We start from the raw sequence: 14,958 nt of genomic DNA on the forward strand, positions 1-14,958 counted from the left end.
CTAGCATATTAGTATACTAGCCACAGAGGAGAATGCAAGTTCCGCAAAACCATCAAGACATTGATCGAGGGAAGAAAATGGCGTCCCAGCTGGACCCGGACAGACTGTTTCCGGCAGATACCCGCACACGCGAAATTGCACGTTCGCTCTACGCGACCATCGCAGATTTGCCGATCATCAGCCCGCATGGACACACCGATCCGCACTGGTTCGCCGAGAACGAAGCCTTCCCGGATCCGGCACAGCTCTTCATCACGCCGGACCACTATGTCTTCCGCATGCTCTGCTCCCAGGGCATCGCACTGGAAAGCCTCGGCGTCCCGCGCATCGACGGCGGCTGGACCGAGACTGATGGCCGCAAGATCTGGAAGCTCTTTGCCTCCAACTACCATCTGTTCCGCGCAACCCCGTCTCGCATGTGGCTCGACCATTCCTTCGAGACCGTGTTCGGCTGGACCAAGCGCCTGAGCGCTGAAACCGCCGATGAGGCCTATGATCACATCGCCGACTGCTTGACCCGACCTGAGTTCCGGCCGCGCGCCCTGTTCGAGCGGTTCAAGATCGAAGCCATCGCCACCACGGAATCCGCTCTGGATGACCTGAAGTGGCACCGCATGATCCGCGAAAGCGGCTGGTCCGGCAAAGTCATCACCGCCTACCGCCCGGACTCCGTGGTGGACCCGGAATTCGACGGCTTTGCCGAGAACGTCGAAAAGTTCGGTGAACTCGCTGGTGAAGATGCCACCACCTGGACCGGCTATCTCGCAGCCCACCGCAACCGCCGCGCCTATTTCAAGGAATTCGGCGCGACGTCTTCCGATCATGGCCACCCAACGGCCCGCACGGAAAACCTGTCCCAGGCAGAAGCGGAAGCCCTGTTCCAGAAGGCTCTCAAGGGCACATGCACTGCGGAGGAGGCAGATGCATTCCGGGGCCATATGCTGACGGAGATGGCCCGCATGAGCCTTGATGACGATCTGGTTCTCCAGATCCATCCGGGCAGCTTCCGCAACCATTCCGGCCCGGTCATGAAGACCTTCGGCCGCGACAAGGGCTTCGACATTCCGAGCCGCACCGACTACGTCCGCGCCCTGCGGCCGCTGCTCGATGCCGTCGGCATGGAAAAGAACCTGTCTGTCATCGTCTTCACGCTCGACGAAACAACCTTCTCGCGGGAACTGGCTCCGCTGGCCGGCGTCTATCCGGCCCTGAAGCTTGGCCCGGCATGGTGGTTCTTCGACAGCCCGGAAGGCATGCGCCGCTTCCGTGAAACCACGACGGAAACCGCGGGCTTCTACAACACGGTCGGGTTCAACGATGATACCCGTGCCTTCTGTTCCATCCCGGCCCGCCACGATGTGGCCCGCCGCGTGGACTGTGCTTATCTCGCCCACCTGGTCGTGACCGGCCGGTTGGCGGAGGATGAGGCTTTCGAGGTCGCGCATGACCTCGGATACCGGCTTGCCAAGCAGGCCTACCGGCTCTGACGAGCCATCATTTGGGAGGAGGAACCAATGTCTTACTTGAAATCATTTGCTGCAGCGCTGCTCGCCAGCGCTGCAATTGCCACCTCGGCGGCAGCTTGCGAAGTCACCCTGAAGTCTTCCGACACGCATCCGGATGGCTACCCGACGGTCGAAGCCGTCAAGCAGATGGGCAAGCTTCTGGAAGAACGCACCGGCGGCCGCCTGTGCGTTGAAGTTTTCCATTCCGCACAGCTCGGTCAGGAAAAGGACACCATCGAACAGACCAAGTTCGGCGTGATCGACCTGAACCGCGTTTCCATGGGCCCGTTCAACAACCTGGTGGAAGAGACCAAGGTTGTTTCGCTGCCCTACATCTTCAAGAACACCGAACACATGCATCACGTGATGGATGGCCCGATCGGCGAAGACATGCTGAAGGCTTTCGAGCCGCATGGCTATGTCGGCCTGGCTTTCTATGACGGCGGATCGCGCAGCTTCTACAACAAGGTCAAGCCGATCAAGTCGATCGACGACCTGAAGGGCATGAAGGTCCGCGTCATGCAGTCCGACATCTTCGTCGACATGATGACCGCCCTTGGCGCCAATGCGACCCCGATGCCCTATGGTGAAGTCTACTCGGCCATTCAGACCGGCGTTATTGACGGCGCTGAAAACAACTGGCCGTCCTTTGAATCCTCCGGTCACTATGAAGTCGCTGGCTACTACACCCTGGACGAACACCTGATCGTCCCGGAAGTGCTCGTGATGTCCAAGGTGAGCTGGGACAAGCTCTCCGCAGAAGACCAGGCGGCTGTCCGCCAGGCCGCGAAGGACTCCGTGCCGGTGATGCGTGACCTCTGGCAGGCCCGCGAGAAGGCTTCCGAAGAGAAGGTTCGCGCTGCTGGCGTCGAAGTCATCACGGACATCGACAAGGCCCCGTTCATGGCAGCCATGGACAGCGTCTACGAAAAGCACGTCACGTCCGAAAACCTCAAGGATCTCGTGAAGCGCATCCGCGCCACCGACTGATCACCGCTGTACCCGTCCATGGCGGTCTCCGCCATGGACCCTTCATGGGGGGAGTGAAGTGCAGAACTTGATGGAGAAAATCGCGATAGGGATGTCCCTGGTCGCGAGAGTTGCTCTTTTGCTGGCTTGTGCCGGCCTGATCCTGATGACCGTGTTCATCTCGGCTCAGGTCTTCATGCGCTACGTGCTGAACAGTTCGCTGGTCTGGAGCGAGCCGGCAGCGGTCATCCTGATGGGATGGTTCATTTTTCTCGGCGCATCCGTCGGCATCCGCGAGGGCTATCACCTCAGCTTCGACGTGCTGCTCTATTTTCTGCCCGAGAGCGCGAAGAACTGGCTGTTCAGCATTTCCGATATCATCGTCACGGCCTTCGGCTTCGGCATGTTCTGGTATGGCGGACAGCTGATGCTCTCGGCCTGGGACGTCACCCTTCCCTCCCTTGGCATCTCCGGAGCCTTCGACTTCCTGCCGCTGGTCGGCGGAGGCGCGCTCGTGATGCTGTTCTCGCTGGAACGCCTGGCCCGCCGCGCGGCCGGCTTGCCGACGTCCCGCTTCGGCGACGTTGTGGAGGAATGATATGGAAGTCTGGGTTCTCTTCGGAACTTTCGTGTTCCTTCTTCTGATCGGCACGCCCGTGGCCTTCTGCCTCGGCGCGTCGTCTCTTGCCACCGTCGTCTATCTCGGGCTTCCGCCCGTCGTGGTCTTTCAGCGCCTGAACTCGGGCGTGTCCGTCTTCGCCCTGATGGCGATTCCCTTCTTCATCTTTGCCGGTGAACTGATGGTGCGCGGCGACATCGCCCGCCGCCTGGTGGCTCTTGCTGGGGCCTTGGTCGGGCACATGCGCGGCGGCCTGGGACAGGTGAACATCACCGCGTCCCTGATGTTCGGCGGCATTTCCGGATCTGCAGCAGCTGACGCGACCGCCATCGGCGGCCTGATGATCCCGCAGATGAAGGAAAAGGGCTATGACGTCTCCTATGGCGTCAACGTCACTGTTGTGTCCTCGATCATCGCCCTGATGATCCCGCCCTCGCACAACATGATCATCTATTCCATTTCCGCTGGCGGACGCCTGTCCATCGCGGATCTCTTCACCGCGGGCATCATTCCGGGCATCATCCTGGCGATTTCGCTGATGGTTGCAGCCTGGCTGGTGGCGAAGAAGCGCAATTACCCGACGGAAATTTTCCCCGGCTGGGGCGCTCTGGGCAATCTCTTCATCAACGCGATTCCGGGCATCCTGCTGATCGCGATCATCTTCGGCGGCGTGCGGTCGGGCATTTTCACCGCTTCGGAAAGCTCCTGCATCGCGGCGGTCTACGCGCTTGGCGTCACGACCCTTGCCTATCGCACCATGAACTGGCGTGACTTCCTGGAAGCAACGAAGGCAGCGGTGCGCACCACGGCAATGGTTCTGCTGGTCATCGGCTGTGCAGCGTCCTTCGGCTGGCTTCTGGCCTTCCTGCGCATTCCGGCCGAGCTGGTCAACTTCATGCGCGAAGTCTCCTCCAACCCGATCGTGATCCTGCTGCTGATCAACCTGGTGCTCTTGATCCTGGGTACATTCATGGATATGTCCCCCCTGATCGTGATCACCACGCCCATCTTCCTGCCAGTGGCGACTGCCTTCGGGATCGACCCGATCCATTTCGGCGTCATTCTGGTTCTCAATCTCGGCATCGGCCTTTGCACCCCACCTGTCGGCACGGTGCTTTTCGTCGGCTGTGCCGTTGGCCGGATTTCAGTCTGGGAAGCCATCCGGACCATCTGGCCCTTCTACGCCGCAGCCTTTGCGACACTCATGCTGGTGACCTACATACCGTTCCTGTCGCTCTGGCTTCCATCCATGTTCCACTAAGGAGACCCAGATGCTGGTCAAGACCTTTCCAGAAGTACCCGCGGATCCTGGCGTCAAACGCCAGGTTCTGTCCGACAGCCCGGAGCTGATGGTCGTTGCATTCCGCTTCCAGGAAGAAGGCGCGCAGGGCAAGCTGCACAACCATCCGCATGTCCAGTCCACCTATGTCGAGTCCGGCCGCTTCGTCTTTACCGTCGACGGCGAAGAGCTGCAGGTCGGCCCCGGCGACAGCTTCGTGATCCCTTCGATGGCGATCCATGGCTGCACCTGCCTGGAACCGGGCACCCTGATCGACACATTCACGCCCCGGCGTGATGATTTTCTCTAACCATTAACGTCCCTCCTCCCAAGCAAAGGACTTAGTTATGCTTACAGTCGAAACCCGCCACGCCATCGATCCGGCGACTGCAAAGACGCTCGACACCGACGGCCTGCGCGCGCATTTCCATGTTGGCGGCCTGTTTGCCGACGGTGAAATCCGGCTGACCTATACCCATTACGACCGCATGATCGTCGGTGGCGCCGTGCCGGCCGGCAAGGACCTGGTCCTGGACGAAGTCAAGGAATGCGGCACCAAGAGCATTCTCGACCGCCGCGAAATGGCCGTCGTCAACATCGGTGCAGCCGGTTCCGTTTCCGCCGGTGGCGAAACCTACCCGATGAACCGCGGCGACGTGCTCTACATTCCGCTGGGCGCTGGCGCCGTGACCTTCTCCGGCGAAGGCCGCTTCTACATCACCTCCGCACCGGCTCATAAGGCTCTTCCGGCCAAGCTGATCCGCATCGAAGACGCCAAGAGCTTCCGCACCGGGTCTGCAGAGACCGCCAACGACCGCACCATCTACCAGTTCGTCCATCCGGAAGTGATGGAATCCTGCCAGCTGGTCGTCGGCTACACCCAGTTCCACGGCGGCTCCGTCTGGAACACCATGCCGGCCCACCTGCATGACCGCCGCATGGAAGCCTATTGCTACTTCGACATGGACGCGAATTCCCGCGTGTTCCACTTCATGGGCCGTCCGGACGAGACCCGTCACCTGGTCATGAAAAACGAAGAAGTCGTCGTGTCCCCGCCGTGGTCCATCCACTGTGGCGCAGGCACCGGCAGCTACACCTTCATCTGGGCAATGGCTGGCGACAACGTCGACTACAAGGACGTTGAAATGGTTGCCATGGAGGACCTGCGGTGAACCCTTTCTCCCTGGAAGGTAAGCGCGCCCTGGTCACCGGTGCCAACACCGGCATTGGCCAGGCCATCGCCATCGCCATGGGAGCGGCCGGTGCAGAGGTTCTCTGCGCCGCCCGCCGCGACTGTGACGAAACCCTCGCCCAGATCAAGAACGGCAAGGCCATCAGCCTCGACTTCTCCGATCCGATGGCGGCCCGCGACGTTTTCAACGACGAGCATGTCGACATTCTGGTCAACAACGCCGGCATCATCCGCCGTGCGGATGCGGTCGACTTTTCCGAAGCAGACTGGGACGACGTCATGGACGTCAACCTGAAGGCCCTGTTCTTCACCTGCCAGGCCTTCGGCAAGGCTGTGCTCGCCCGTGGCGGCAATGGCGCAGTGGTCAACATCGCGTCGCTGCTGTCCTTCCAGGGCGGCATCCGCGTACCGTCCTACACCGCCTCCAAGCATGGCGTTGCAGGTCTCACCAAGCTGCTTGCGAACGAGTGGGCGGCAAAGGGCATCAATGTGAATGCCATTGCTCCGGGCTACATCACGACCAACAACACGGAAGCCCTTCGCAACGATCCGGATCGCAACAAGGCGATCCTCGACCGCATTCCGGCAGGCCGCTGGGGTGAGGCAAGCGATATTGGCGAAGCGGCAGTGTTCCTGTCGTCTCCGGCTGCCCGGTACATCCACGGGGCAATTCTGAATGTTGATGGAGGCTGGCTTGCCCGCTGATCTTCCCAATCTGACCCGCAAGAAGGGCCCTGCCCCCAAGGCAGGCATCGTCCATCTGGGTCTGGGCGCGTTCTTCCGCGCTCATGGTGCGGTCTACATCGAAGAAGCCATGGAGAAGTCTGGTGGCGACTGGGGCATTGTCGGTGTCAGCCTGCAGAGCCCGACCATGCGCGACCAGCTTGCTCCCCAGGAATTCGTCTACACGGCCCAGGAACTGGGTCCGAAGGGCGAGACCCTGCGCCAGGTTGAGATCATCACCGGCGTCCTTGTCGCCCGTGAAGATCCGGAAGCCGTTCTGGCGACCATGGCGAGCGAGAACATCCGCATCGTCAGCCTGACCGTGACGGAAAAGGGCTATTGCCATGACCCGGCAACCGGACGCCTGAACCGCCAGCACCCGGACATCCTCAAGGATCTGGACTACGAGCTGCCGGTTTCCGCCCCTGGCTTTCTGGTTCGCGCGTTGCAACGCCGGAAGGCCGCAGGCCTGCCGCCGTTCACCGTTCTGACTTGCGACAACCTCCCGGAAAACGGCCGTCTTGTGAAAGGCATCGTCCTGGAACTCGCAGGCCTGATCGACCCGGACCTTGCAAGCTGGATCGAGGCCGATGGCCGCTTCCCGGCAACCATGGTCGACCGGATCGTTCCGGCCACCAAGCCGGAAGACATCGAAGCCCTTGCTGCCAAGACCGGCTTCAAAGATGCCGCTCCGGTCCTGCACGAGCCTTTCCGCCAGTGGGTTGTCGAAGACGAATTCGTCGAAGCCTATGGCAAGGATGCCCGTCCGGATCTCGGTGCTGTCGGTGTCCAGATGGTCGCCAACGTGACCGCCTATGAGCACATGAAGCTCCGGATGCTGAACGGCACCCACTCGTCCCTCGCCTATCTCGGCTATCTGGCTGGCTACGAGACCATTTCGGAAACCGTGGCGGACCCGATCCTGGCCGATTTCGTGAAGGCCTTGTGGCGCCGCGAGATCATTCCATCCTTCACTCCGCCGGAAGGCGTGGATCTGGCCGCCTATGCGGACGCCCTGTTCGAGCGTTACGCGAACCCGTCGATCCGGCACCGGACCTGGCAGATTGCCATGGACGGCAGCCAGAAGCTGCCCCAGCGCATCCTCGGCACCGTCCGGGACAATCTGGCGGCCGGCCGTCAGTGCCCGGGCCTTGGAACGGCGATTGCAGCCTGGATGATCTACGTCGGTGGCGTTGACCTGAAGGGCAACCCGATCGACGTCCGCGATCCGCTGGCTGCCAAGCTGAAGGACCTGTCCGACGCCGCTCAGACGCCGGGCGAAAAGGTTGCTGCGCTTCTGTCCGTCGACCAGATCTTCGATGCCAAGCTGGCCTCTCAGATCCGTCTCGACCTCGAGGCCTCCTACATCCTTCTGAAGGCCGATGGCGTGCAGAAGGTTCTCACAGACCTGGGCTGATCCAAGGCAGGCGCGGACCGGACATTCCGACCGCGCCGTCCAGGGTTGATGCCCGAGCAACACAAACATGCCGGGGACGGCCTATCCGCCCTCGGCATTCGCAGAGCCGCCAGTCGATGGCGCAGCTTGCTGCACAGTCTCATTTCAGGAACGCCGCATGAGCACCCAGAAGCCAATTGTCCTGCATCCTTCGGACACAGTAGCCATCCTGACCTCCCGCGCCGCCAAGGGCGACGACCCGCTCGGCCTTGGCACACCGCTGGAAGGACCAGTGTCCGCCGGTCACAAGCTGGCCCGCTCAGCCCATGCAGCAGGCGACTGGATCTACAAATTTGGGCAAATCATCGGAACGGCCACGCAGCCGATTGCTCCGGGCGAACATGTCCACACCCACAATTGCGCCTTCTCCTCTCACGATGAAGCCTATGAAATCGGCGCTGATCTCGATCAGGCTCGGGCCGCCATCCCCTCGCCTTCCGAGCGGACCTTCATGGGCTACCGCCGCGACAATGGCCAGATCGGCACCCGCAACTACATTGCACTTTGTGCGACGGTGAACTGTTCGGCAACGGTCGTCCGAAGAGCGGCATTCGAACTGGAATCGTCCGGCGCGCTCGATGCCTATCCGAATGTGGACGGCATCGTCGCCTTCGCCCATGGCACAGGCTGCGGCATGGACAGCGAAGGCGCAGGTTTCAAGATCCTGCAACGTGTCCTTTGGGGCCACGCCACTCACCCGAACGTGGGTGCCACGGTTTTTGTCGGCCTTGGCTGCGAAGTCATGCAGGTGGCCCGGATGAAGTCCCAGTTCGGCGGCACCCTTGCCGACCGGTTCCACGGACTGACCATTCAGGAAACCGGCGGAACCCGCGCGACGATCGAACAGGTGAAGGCCAAGGTTCTGGAGCTGCTGCCGGAGGTCAACCGGATCGAGCGCTCTCCCTGCCCCGCGTCCAGCCTCAAGGTTGCCCTGCAATGCGGCGGCTCGGACGGCTTCTCCGGCATCACCGCCAACCCCGCTCTCGGCGTTGCCTCGGATCTGCTCGTCGGTCTTGGTGGCACGGCCATCCTGTCCGAGACACCGGAGATCTATGGCGCGGAGCAGCTTCTCCTGCGCCGGGCTGCCAATGATGCCGTTGCCCAGAAGCTGATCAGCCAGATCCACTGGTGGGAACGCTATACGGAAATGAACGGCGGCAGCATGGACAACAATCCAAGCCCCGGAAACAAGGCAGGCGGCCTGACCACGATCCTAGAGAAGTCCCTTGGCGCAGCTGCAAAGGGCGGCTCGACACCTCTGACAGCTGTCTATGACTACGCCGAGCCCGTCACGGACGCCGGCTTCGTTTTCATGGACACGCCCGGCTATGATCCGGTTTCAGCCACCGGACAGATTGCAGGCGGTGCACAAATCGTTGTCTTCACCACCGGCCGCGGTTCGGCCTTCGGCTCCAAGCCCGCTCCCACCATCAAGCTGGCAACCAATGAAGCCCTGTTCAATTCCATGCCCGAAGACATGGACCTGAACTGCGGTGACATTCTTTCCGGCAAGATCTCCATTGCCGAGAAAGGGGCAGAAATCCTGGACATGATCCTTGAGATCGCCTCCGGCAAACAGAGCAAATCCGAAGCGCTGGGACTGGGCGACAACGAATTCGTGCCCTGGCAAGTGGGCGCGGTCATGTAACCTGGCGTTCAGCCGCGCCTGTTTGACACAAGCAGAGTGCTTTCCCCTCAAGAATTCATGAGGAAAGCACTCGACATTTCTTGCCTTTTTCGCCGATAGGTTGGATAAGGTCCGCGCAATCGCGCTGGACCGGTCCTTCTGCCGGGTGTCACTGGCGCAAGGCTGAACCGCAGGACGCAACTTATATGGCCGCTCCCGAACATCGCCCGGGCGAATTGGTGGATCTCACCGATTTCGCCGGATCGCTGTTCCACGGCCCGGCCGCGCATCTGGCGAGCCGGTTCGAGGCTGCTCCTGCCATTCAGGGCGACATCAGCTGTATCCGGATGCTGGACCCGAAGGGTCTGACCGACATTCTGGAAACCTACCGCGCGGGCAAACTCCCGACGAGCGACCGCAGGGCTATCGCGTCCTTCTGGTCCCAATGGTATTTCGGCTTCATGATCCCGCCGCTGCTCATGCTCAGCCACGCGGCCGGAACCCGTATTCCCGCCAATCCGGGACGGCTCACCTTCCGCCACGATGGCAAGGGACAGCCTTTCAGCTTCAAGCTTATCCAGCCATCGGCGACCGCATCGGAACCGGACGACAGCCCCTTCGATCTGATGCATGAGCTGGTCGACAATCACCTTGCGCCACTGGTGTTTTCCCTTGCTGCCCGTTCCGGCGCCTCGGCCAAGGTGTTCTGGATGAATGCGGCGGTCGCCATCGACTATACTTGCGACGTGCTGCTGGATGGCAAGGCCCCGGCCTTCAAGGCAGTAACGCAAGCGCCTACACGCCCGGACGGCGGACGGAACCCGCTCTTCGGCCCCTACCGTCCTTCCGGATCGGAACTGACGAGAACGCGCCGCGTCTGCTGCTTGCGCTATCTGCTCGAAGGCGTCGACCGTTGCCCTGATTGCTCGCTCATGCCCGCATCCGGCAAAACCGAACGGCCCGTCGTTCCGGGCGCAGGCCGCACGGACTGACAGGAGTGATCTGGCGGAGCCCCCCCCGCCAGACTTCCAGGACCTTCTCAGGTCCTGCCGATCATCTTGGCCGGATCAACAATCTCGTCAAATTCGGCGGGGCTGACATAGCCAAGCGCCAAAGCCGCCTCCCGCAGGGTCGTGCCATCTTCATGGGCCTTATGCGCGACTTCGCTGGCCTTGTCGTATCCAATCACAGGGCTGAGAGCCGTGACCAGCATCAGGGACCGTTCCAGCAGCTCTCCAATGCGCTTGCGGTCGGCCGTCATGTCCTTCACCAGATGATCTGCAAAGCTGCGGCTGGAGTCTGCCAGGATCCGGCCCGACTGTAGCAGGGCATTGATGATCACCGGCTTATAGGCGTTCATTTCCAGATGTCCGGCGCTGCTCGCCATGCCGATCGTCACATCATTGCCCATCACCTGAAGGGCGACCATGGTCAGCGCCTCACACTGGGTGGGATTGATCTTGCCGGGCATGATGGAGGAGCCTGGCTCATTGGCTGGCAGTGACAGTTCCGCGATGCCGCTGCGAGGGCCACAGGCTAGGAAGCGGATGTCATTGGCAATCTTGAACAGGGAGCCTGCCAGCGTTTTCAGCACGCCGGAGAGAGCCACCAGCGCGGCATGGGCGCCCTGCGCTGAGAACTTGTTCTCTGCGGTCCGGAACGGCAGGGCCGTCATCTGCGCGATATACGCGGCAGCTTTCGTTGCAAACTCCGGATGGGCGTTGATGCCAGTGCCGACCGCCGTACCGCCCAGGGCCAGCTCATAGACATCCTTCAAGGAATAGGAGATCCGCTCCATGTCCTGATCCAGCATGTGCACGAAGCCGGAAAACTCCTGTCCCAAAGTCAGCGGCGTAGCATCCTGCATGTGGGTCCGGCCGATCTTGATGATGTCATCCCATTCCCGGGCCTTGGCATCCAGGCCGTTGCGCAGATGCTTGATCGCCGGAAGGACACTCCGCGAGACCTGGATAGCAGCCGCCATATGCATGGCGGACGGGAAGCTGTCATTGGTCGACTGGGACATGTTGACGTGGTCATTCGGGTGAACCGGCGACTTGCTGCCCAGCACCCCTCCCGCCATCTCGATGGCCCGGTTGGAAATGACCTCATTCACGTTCATGTTGGTCTGGGTGCCGCTGCCGGTCATCCAGACCTTGAGCGGAAAATGATCGTCCAGCTTGCCGGCAGACACTTCATCGGCCGCAGCGCAGATCAAGTCGCAAAGCTTTGCATCCAGCAGCCCCAGATCCCTGTTGGTCAGGGCAGCCGCTTTCTTCAAGGTTCCATAGACATGGATGACCTCGAGGGGCATCAGGTCCGTACCGATCGCGAAATATTTCAAGGATCGCTGGGTCTGCGCTCCCCAATAGCGATCCTTCGAGACTTCAATCGGTCCAATCCCGTCAACTTCGGTGCGCATGGAGGCCTCCTTCTTCGCCACATTCTAATGTAGGGAGAGAAGACAGCCAGACAATCTGAAGTTCAGCCCGATTTGCAGGGAGCCAGCTCCGGACCCGGCCTTGTTCAGATCTGCGGCAACCGGAAGTCTTCAAAAATCGAAGCGAGAGTCTTGTGAGCGGCTTGTCGATGGTAGCGGGCAGCTTCACTGGCGGCCTCAACATTCCTGGAAAGGATGGCTGACAAAAGCTCCCGGTGGGCCTCGACGCTGTCGTCCGGCACTTTCATGAGACGCAAGAGAACAAGGCGGCCCCGGCGAACCTGGTTGATGAGGCTTTCAAGATAGCCCGCGAGACGGGAGTTTCCCGAAATCCGGGCAAGCGTCAGGTGAAACAGATCATCCGCGTCCACCCAGGCTTCCAGATCGCCCGTGGCAGCAGCCTCTTCCATGTCGTCGAGAATGGCTTCCAGTCTCTCAATATGGGCCGGGTCCATCGGGCGGCTTGCCAGACGGCCGACAGCAGCTGGCTCCAGCAGAAGCAGCAGCTCATAGATATCGGCAAAATCGCGGGGCGACAGACCGAGAATGCGAGCGCCCCTTCGCGGGATCAGCTCGACCAGTCCATCCGCTTCAAGGCGGATCAGGGCTTCACGAACAGGCGTCCGGCTCATTCCCAGCCGGTCCGCAATGTCCGGTTCCGGCGCCTGGAAACCCGGAGGCAGCTGACTGCTCAGGATCTCTTCCTTGAGACGATCATAGGCACTGTCGACGCGGGTGATCTTGTTTCTGGAGTCCATAAGACGCGCAAACCTTGGGTAAATAACTGTCACACGGAAACGGCGGCAGGCGTCGAAACACCTGTCAGTTATTCCGATGCAAAATATTGCCTTCACCCAACTGTTCTGCCGGGAAATTGGTTAGCGAGTGTTAAGAATATAGTTTCAATTTTACTTATCCCGCTAATAGTCGGGACTATGTGGAAAATGATGCATACATTCAAAGATATGAAAAAATACAGATCAGCCAGAAACTGCGGACCATTAAAACAAATAACTTAAAACTTTATCTAAATACAGAAAACCAGCTTCAGGACTGCTTCTGCGAGAAACAAAAAAGGACGGCGAAAGCCTTAAAGACAAACGCCGTCCCTTTTCGCAATTCAGAGCCTTCAGATTGAAGTGCCCTGCATGTCATCAGTGCTCAGCCGGGGTCACCATCGCTGAGATCGTGTCCTGTACGGTCAGGACGCCAACCGGCATTCCCTTCTTGTCGACCACATTGACTTCACTCTGACCGGTATCGGCAAAATGCTTTGCCGCCTGCTCAAGGCGAATGCCACGCGGCACGGTCAGACCCTCCGAAAGTCTGCGGGACCGGTCCATGACCGTGTCGACGACGATCACCCGTCCCCGGTTCACTTCCTTGACGAAGGAGGAAATATACTCGTCCTGAGGACGCAGCACGATTTCCTGACCCGTGCCCTGCTGGATGACCTCGCCATCGCGCAAGATGGCGATCCGGTCCCCAAGGCGCAGGGCCTCGTCCAGATCATGGGTGATGAACACGATGGTCTTGTGCAGTTCCTGCTGGAGATCCAGCAGCACACTCTGCATGTCCATACGGATCAGAGGATCCAGCGCGGAGAAGGCTTCATCCATGAGCAGGATGTCGGAATCATTCGCCAGAGCCCTGGCGAGGCCCACACGCTGCTGCATGCCGCCGGAAAGCTGGTTCGGATAGTAATCCTCATAGCCCTCAAGCCCGACCCGGGTGATCCACTTGGCCGCCCGCTGCTCGGCTTCCTTTTCGGCAACGCCCTGGATTTCCAGACCATAGACCGTGTTCTTCAGCACCGTGCGATGGGGCAGAAGCGCGAACTTCTGGAACACCATGGCGGTCTTATGCCGCCGGAATTCCCGCAGCTCCCGCATGGACATCTTACAGACATCCACATCGCCATAGAGCACCTCGCCGGTGGTCGGCTCGATCAAGCGGTTGATATGCCGGATCAAGGTTGACTTGCCGGAGCCCGACAACCCCATGACCACCTGGATCTTTCCCGCCGGCATGGAGATGTTGATGTCCTTGAGACCCAGAACGTGATTGTACTTCTCGTTCAGTTCGCTCTTGGACATGCCCTCCTTGACCTTGTCGACCAGCTTGGCTCCGTCCGGCCCGAAGATCTTGTAGAGACCCCGGATGTCGATGCCGATGGCGTCGGCACGGGTGCCTTCATATTCAAATGCATCAGCATCAGCCATGGACAGTCTCCGAGTGTTTCTGCAGGCGCTTGCCATAGGCCTGGGTGGCCCGGTCAAAGATGATGGCGATCGCAACAATCGCGAGGCCGTTCATCACGCCCATGGTGAAATACTGGTTGTTGATGGCCTGAAGCACAGGCTGGCCGAGACCCTTGACGCCAATCATCGAGGCAACGACGACCATGGCAAGCGACATCATGATGCACTGGTTGATACCGGCCATGATGGTGGGCAGAGCCAGCGGCAGCTGAACATTGACCAGCTTCTGCCACGCGGAAGACCCGAAGGCATCCGCGGCCTCCAGAACATCCTTGTTCACGAGGCGGATGCCGAGGTTGGTCAGCCGGATCATCGGTGGGATGGCATAGATGACCACGGCAATCACCCCTGGCACCTTGCCAAGGCCGAAGATCATCACCACCGGGATCAGGTAGACGAAGCTCGGCATCGTCTGCATGAGATCAAGAATGGGATTGATGAAGGACTGCACCCGGTCTGACCGGGACATGAGGATGCCGATCGGAATGCCGACGACAATCGCCGTCAACGTACACACGGCCACCATGGCAATGGTCCGCATCGTGTCTTCCCACATGCCGAAATAGCCGATCAGCAGCAGGGCAATGGCCGATCCGACCGTGATCTTGATGCTCCGGCTCAGTGCGAACACGATCGCCACAAGGCCAAGCAGCACCAGCGGCCAGGGAGAGGAAATCAGAAGGTTTTCAAGGCCGATCAGAAAGGCCTTCAGAGGAGAAAACAGGTTCTCCAGCGTCTCGCCATAGGCTCTCGTAAATTCCTTGAAGCCACCGTCGATCGTGAGACGCAGGTCCCGGAGATCGCGGCGCCCCATAGAGGGAAAGTCAACCCAGTCCATGATGTGCTCCCGCCTTGGCTGTGGAACCACCAAGCGGGCCCGCGTCGAT

14 protein-coding genes are annotated in these 14,958 nt (G+C 60.4%); 10 read left to right on the forward strand and 4 right to left on the reverse strand.

The features are described from left to right. The first annotated feature begins 77 nt into the window (after positions 1 to 77). The 10 genes from uxaC to fhuF all read left to right on the forward strand — a co-directional run bounded on the left by uxaC (position 78) and on the right by fhuF (position 10,362). Positions 78 to 1,487 carry a glucuronate isomerase gene (uxaC, locus tag BUA94_RS12525; RefSeq protein WP_073013500.1) on the forward strand — a complete coding sequence of 470 codons (1,410 nt, stop codon included), beginning with the start codon at positions 78 to 80 and terminating at the stop codon, positions 1,485 to 1,487. 27 nt (positions 1,488 to 1,514) lie between these two features. After that, a complete protein-coding gene (locus BUA94_RS12530) occupies positions 1,515 to 2,495 on the forward strand; it encodes a TRAP transporter substrate-binding protein (protein ID WP_073013502.1) in 981 nt (326 codons plus the stop codon). Between the two features lie 70 nt (positions 2,496 to 2,565). Beyond that, positions 2,566 to 3,072, forward strand: coding sequence for a TRAP transporter small permease (locus BUA94_RS12535; protein WP_139251132.1), 507 nt, complete (start codon positions 2,566 to 2,568; stop codon positions 3,070 to 3,072). A gap of 1 nt (position 3,073) precedes the next feature. Further along, entirely contained in the window at positions 3,074 to 4,354 is a 1,281-nt protein-coding gene (locus BUA94_RS12540; protein WP_073013507.1) for a TRAP transporter large permease, read from the forward strand. Positions 4,355 to 4,364: 10 nt separating this feature from the next. After that, a complete protein-coding gene (locus tag BUA94_RS12545) occupies positions 4,365 to 4,682 on the forward strand; it encodes a cupin domain-containing protein (RefSeq protein WP_073013509.1) in 318 nt (105 codons plus the stop codon). A 37-nt stretch (positions 4,683 to 4,719) separates the two neighbouring features. Then, on the forward strand, positions 4,720 to 5,544 hold the full coding sequence (gene kduI, locus BUA94_RS12550; RefSeq protein ID WP_073013510.1) for a 5-dehydro-4-deoxy-D-glucuronate isomerase: 825 nt from the start codon (positions 4,720 to 4,722) through the stop codon (positions 5,542 to 5,544). Then, complete coding sequence (kduD, locus tag BUA94_RS12555) at positions 5,541 to 6,269, forward strand: 2-dehydro-3-deoxy-D-gluconate 5-dehydrogenase KduD (protein WP_073013511.1); 729 nt, start codon at positions 5,541 to 5,543, stop codon at positions 6,267 to 6,269. Before kduI ends, kduD begins: the two co-directional genes overlap by 4 nt. Beyond that, on the forward strand, positions 6,259 to 7,704 hold the full coding sequence (locus tag BUA94_RS12560; RefSeq protein WP_235860550.1) for a mannitol dehydrogenase family protein: 1,446 nt from the start codon (positions 6,259 to 6,261) through the stop codon (positions 7,702 to 7,704). The genes kduD and BUA94_RS12560 overlap by 11 nt, the downstream gene beginning before the upstream one ends. 157 nt (positions 7,705 to 7,861) lie before the next feature. Beyond that, a complete protein-coding gene (locus BUA94_RS12565; RefSeq protein WP_073013512.1) occupies positions 7,862 to 9,391 on the forward strand; it encodes a UxaA family hydrolase in 1,530 nt (509 codons plus the stop codon). A 185-nt stretch (positions 9,392 to 9,576) separates the two neighbouring features. After that, positions 9,577 to 10,362, forward strand: a complete 786-nt coding sequence (gene fhuF, locus BUA94_RS12570) for a siderophore-iron reductase FhuF (RefSeq protein ID WP_073013513.1) — start codon at positions 9,577 to 9,579, stop codon at positions 10,360 to 10,362. A 47-nt stretch (positions 10,363 to 10,409) separates the two neighbouring features. Here the strand turns inward: fhuF and fumC are convergent, their stop codons facing one another. From fumC to BUA94_RS12590, 4 genes are all read right to left on the reverse strand, one after another. Then, the gene (fumC, locus tag BUA94_RS12575; protein WP_073013514.1) at positions 10,410 to 11,792 is read right to left on the reverse strand and encodes a class II fumarate hydratase; all 1,383 of its coding nucleotides are present in this window, start codon (positions 11,790 to 11,792) and stop codon (positions 10,410 to 10,412) included. A gap of 104 nt (positions 11,793 to 11,896) precedes the next feature. Beyond that, the gene (locus BUA94_RS12580; protein ID WP_073013515.1) at positions 11,897 to 12,568 is read right to left on the reverse strand and encodes a GntR family transcriptional regulator; all 672 of its coding nucleotides are present in this window, start codon (positions 12,566 to 12,568) and stop codon (positions 11,897 to 11,899) included. A 396-nt stretch (positions 12,569 to 12,964) separates the two neighbouring features. After that, a complete protein-coding gene (locus BUA94_RS12585; RefSeq protein WP_073013516.1) occupies positions 12,965 to 14,032 on the reverse strand; it encodes a quaternary amine ABC transporter ATP-binding protein in 1,068 nt (355 codons plus the stop codon). After that, the gene (locus tag BUA94_RS12590) at positions 14,025 to 14,909 is read right to left on the reverse strand and encodes an ABC transporter permease (protein ID WP_073013517.1); all 885 of its coding nucleotides are present in this window, start codon (positions 14,907 to 14,909) and stop codon (positions 14,025 to 14,027) included. Before BUA94_RS12590 ends, BUA94_RS12585 begins: the two co-directional genes overlap by 8 nt. Between the last annotated feature and the right edge of the window lie 49 nt (positions 14,910 to 14,958).

This window comes from Roseibium suaedae (genome assembly GCF_900142725.1).
Lineage (GTDB): Bacteria > Pseudomonadota > Alphaproteobacteria > Rhizobiales > Stappiaceae > Roseibium > Roseibium suaedae.

Excerpts from the sequence above, each read along its gene's own strand:
- BUA94_RS12540 (WP_073013507.1), top strand. The coding sequence starts at position 3,074 with ATGGAAGTCTGGGTTCTCTTCGGAACTTTCGTGTTCCTTCTTCTGATC.
- uxaC (WP_073013500.1), top strand. The coding sequence starts at position 78 with ATGGCGTCCCAGCTGGACCCGGACAGACTGTTTCCGGCAGATACCCGC.
- BUA94_RS12545 (WP_073013509.1), top strand. The coding sequence starts at position 4,365 with ATGCTGGTCAAGACCTTTCCAGAAGTACCCGCGGATCCTGGCGTCAAA.
- BUA94_RS12580 (WP_073013515.1), bottom strand. The coding sequence starts at position 12,568 with ATGGACTCCAGAAACAAGATCACCCGCGTCGACAGTGCCTATGATCGT.
- fumC (WP_073013514.1), bottom strand. The coding sequence starts at position 11,792 with ATGCGCACCGAAGTTGACGGGATTGGACCGATTGAAGTCTCGAAGGAT.
- kduI (WP_073013510.1), top strand. The coding sequence starts at position 4,720 with ATGCTTACAGTCGAAACCCGCCACGCCATCGATCCGGCGACTGCAAAG.
- BUA94_RS12565 (WP_073013512.1), top strand. The coding sequence starts at position 7,862 with ATGAGCACCCAGAAGCCAATTGTCCTGCATCCTTCGGACACAGTAGCC.
- fhuF (WP_073013513.1), top strand. The coding sequence starts at position 9,577 with ATGGCCGCTCCCGAACATCGCCCGGGCGAATTGGTGGATCTCACCGAT.
- BUA94_RS12585 (WP_073013516.1), bottom strand. The coding sequence starts at position 14,032 with ATGGCTGATGCTGATGCATTTGAATATGAAGGCACCCGTGCCGACGCC.
- BUA94_RS12535 (WP_139251132.1), top strand. The coding sequence starts at position 2,566 with ATGGAGAAAATCGCGATAGGGATGTCCCTGGTCGCGAGAGTTGCTCTT.
- BUA94_RS12590 (WP_073013517.1), bottom strand. The coding sequence starts at position 14,909 with ATGGACTGGGTTGACTTTCCCTCTATGGGGCGCCGCGATCTCCGGGAC.
- BUA94_RS12530 (WP_073013502.1), top strand. The coding sequence starts at position 1,515 with ATGTCTTACTTGAAATCATTTGCTGCAGCGCTGCTCGCCAGCGCTGCA.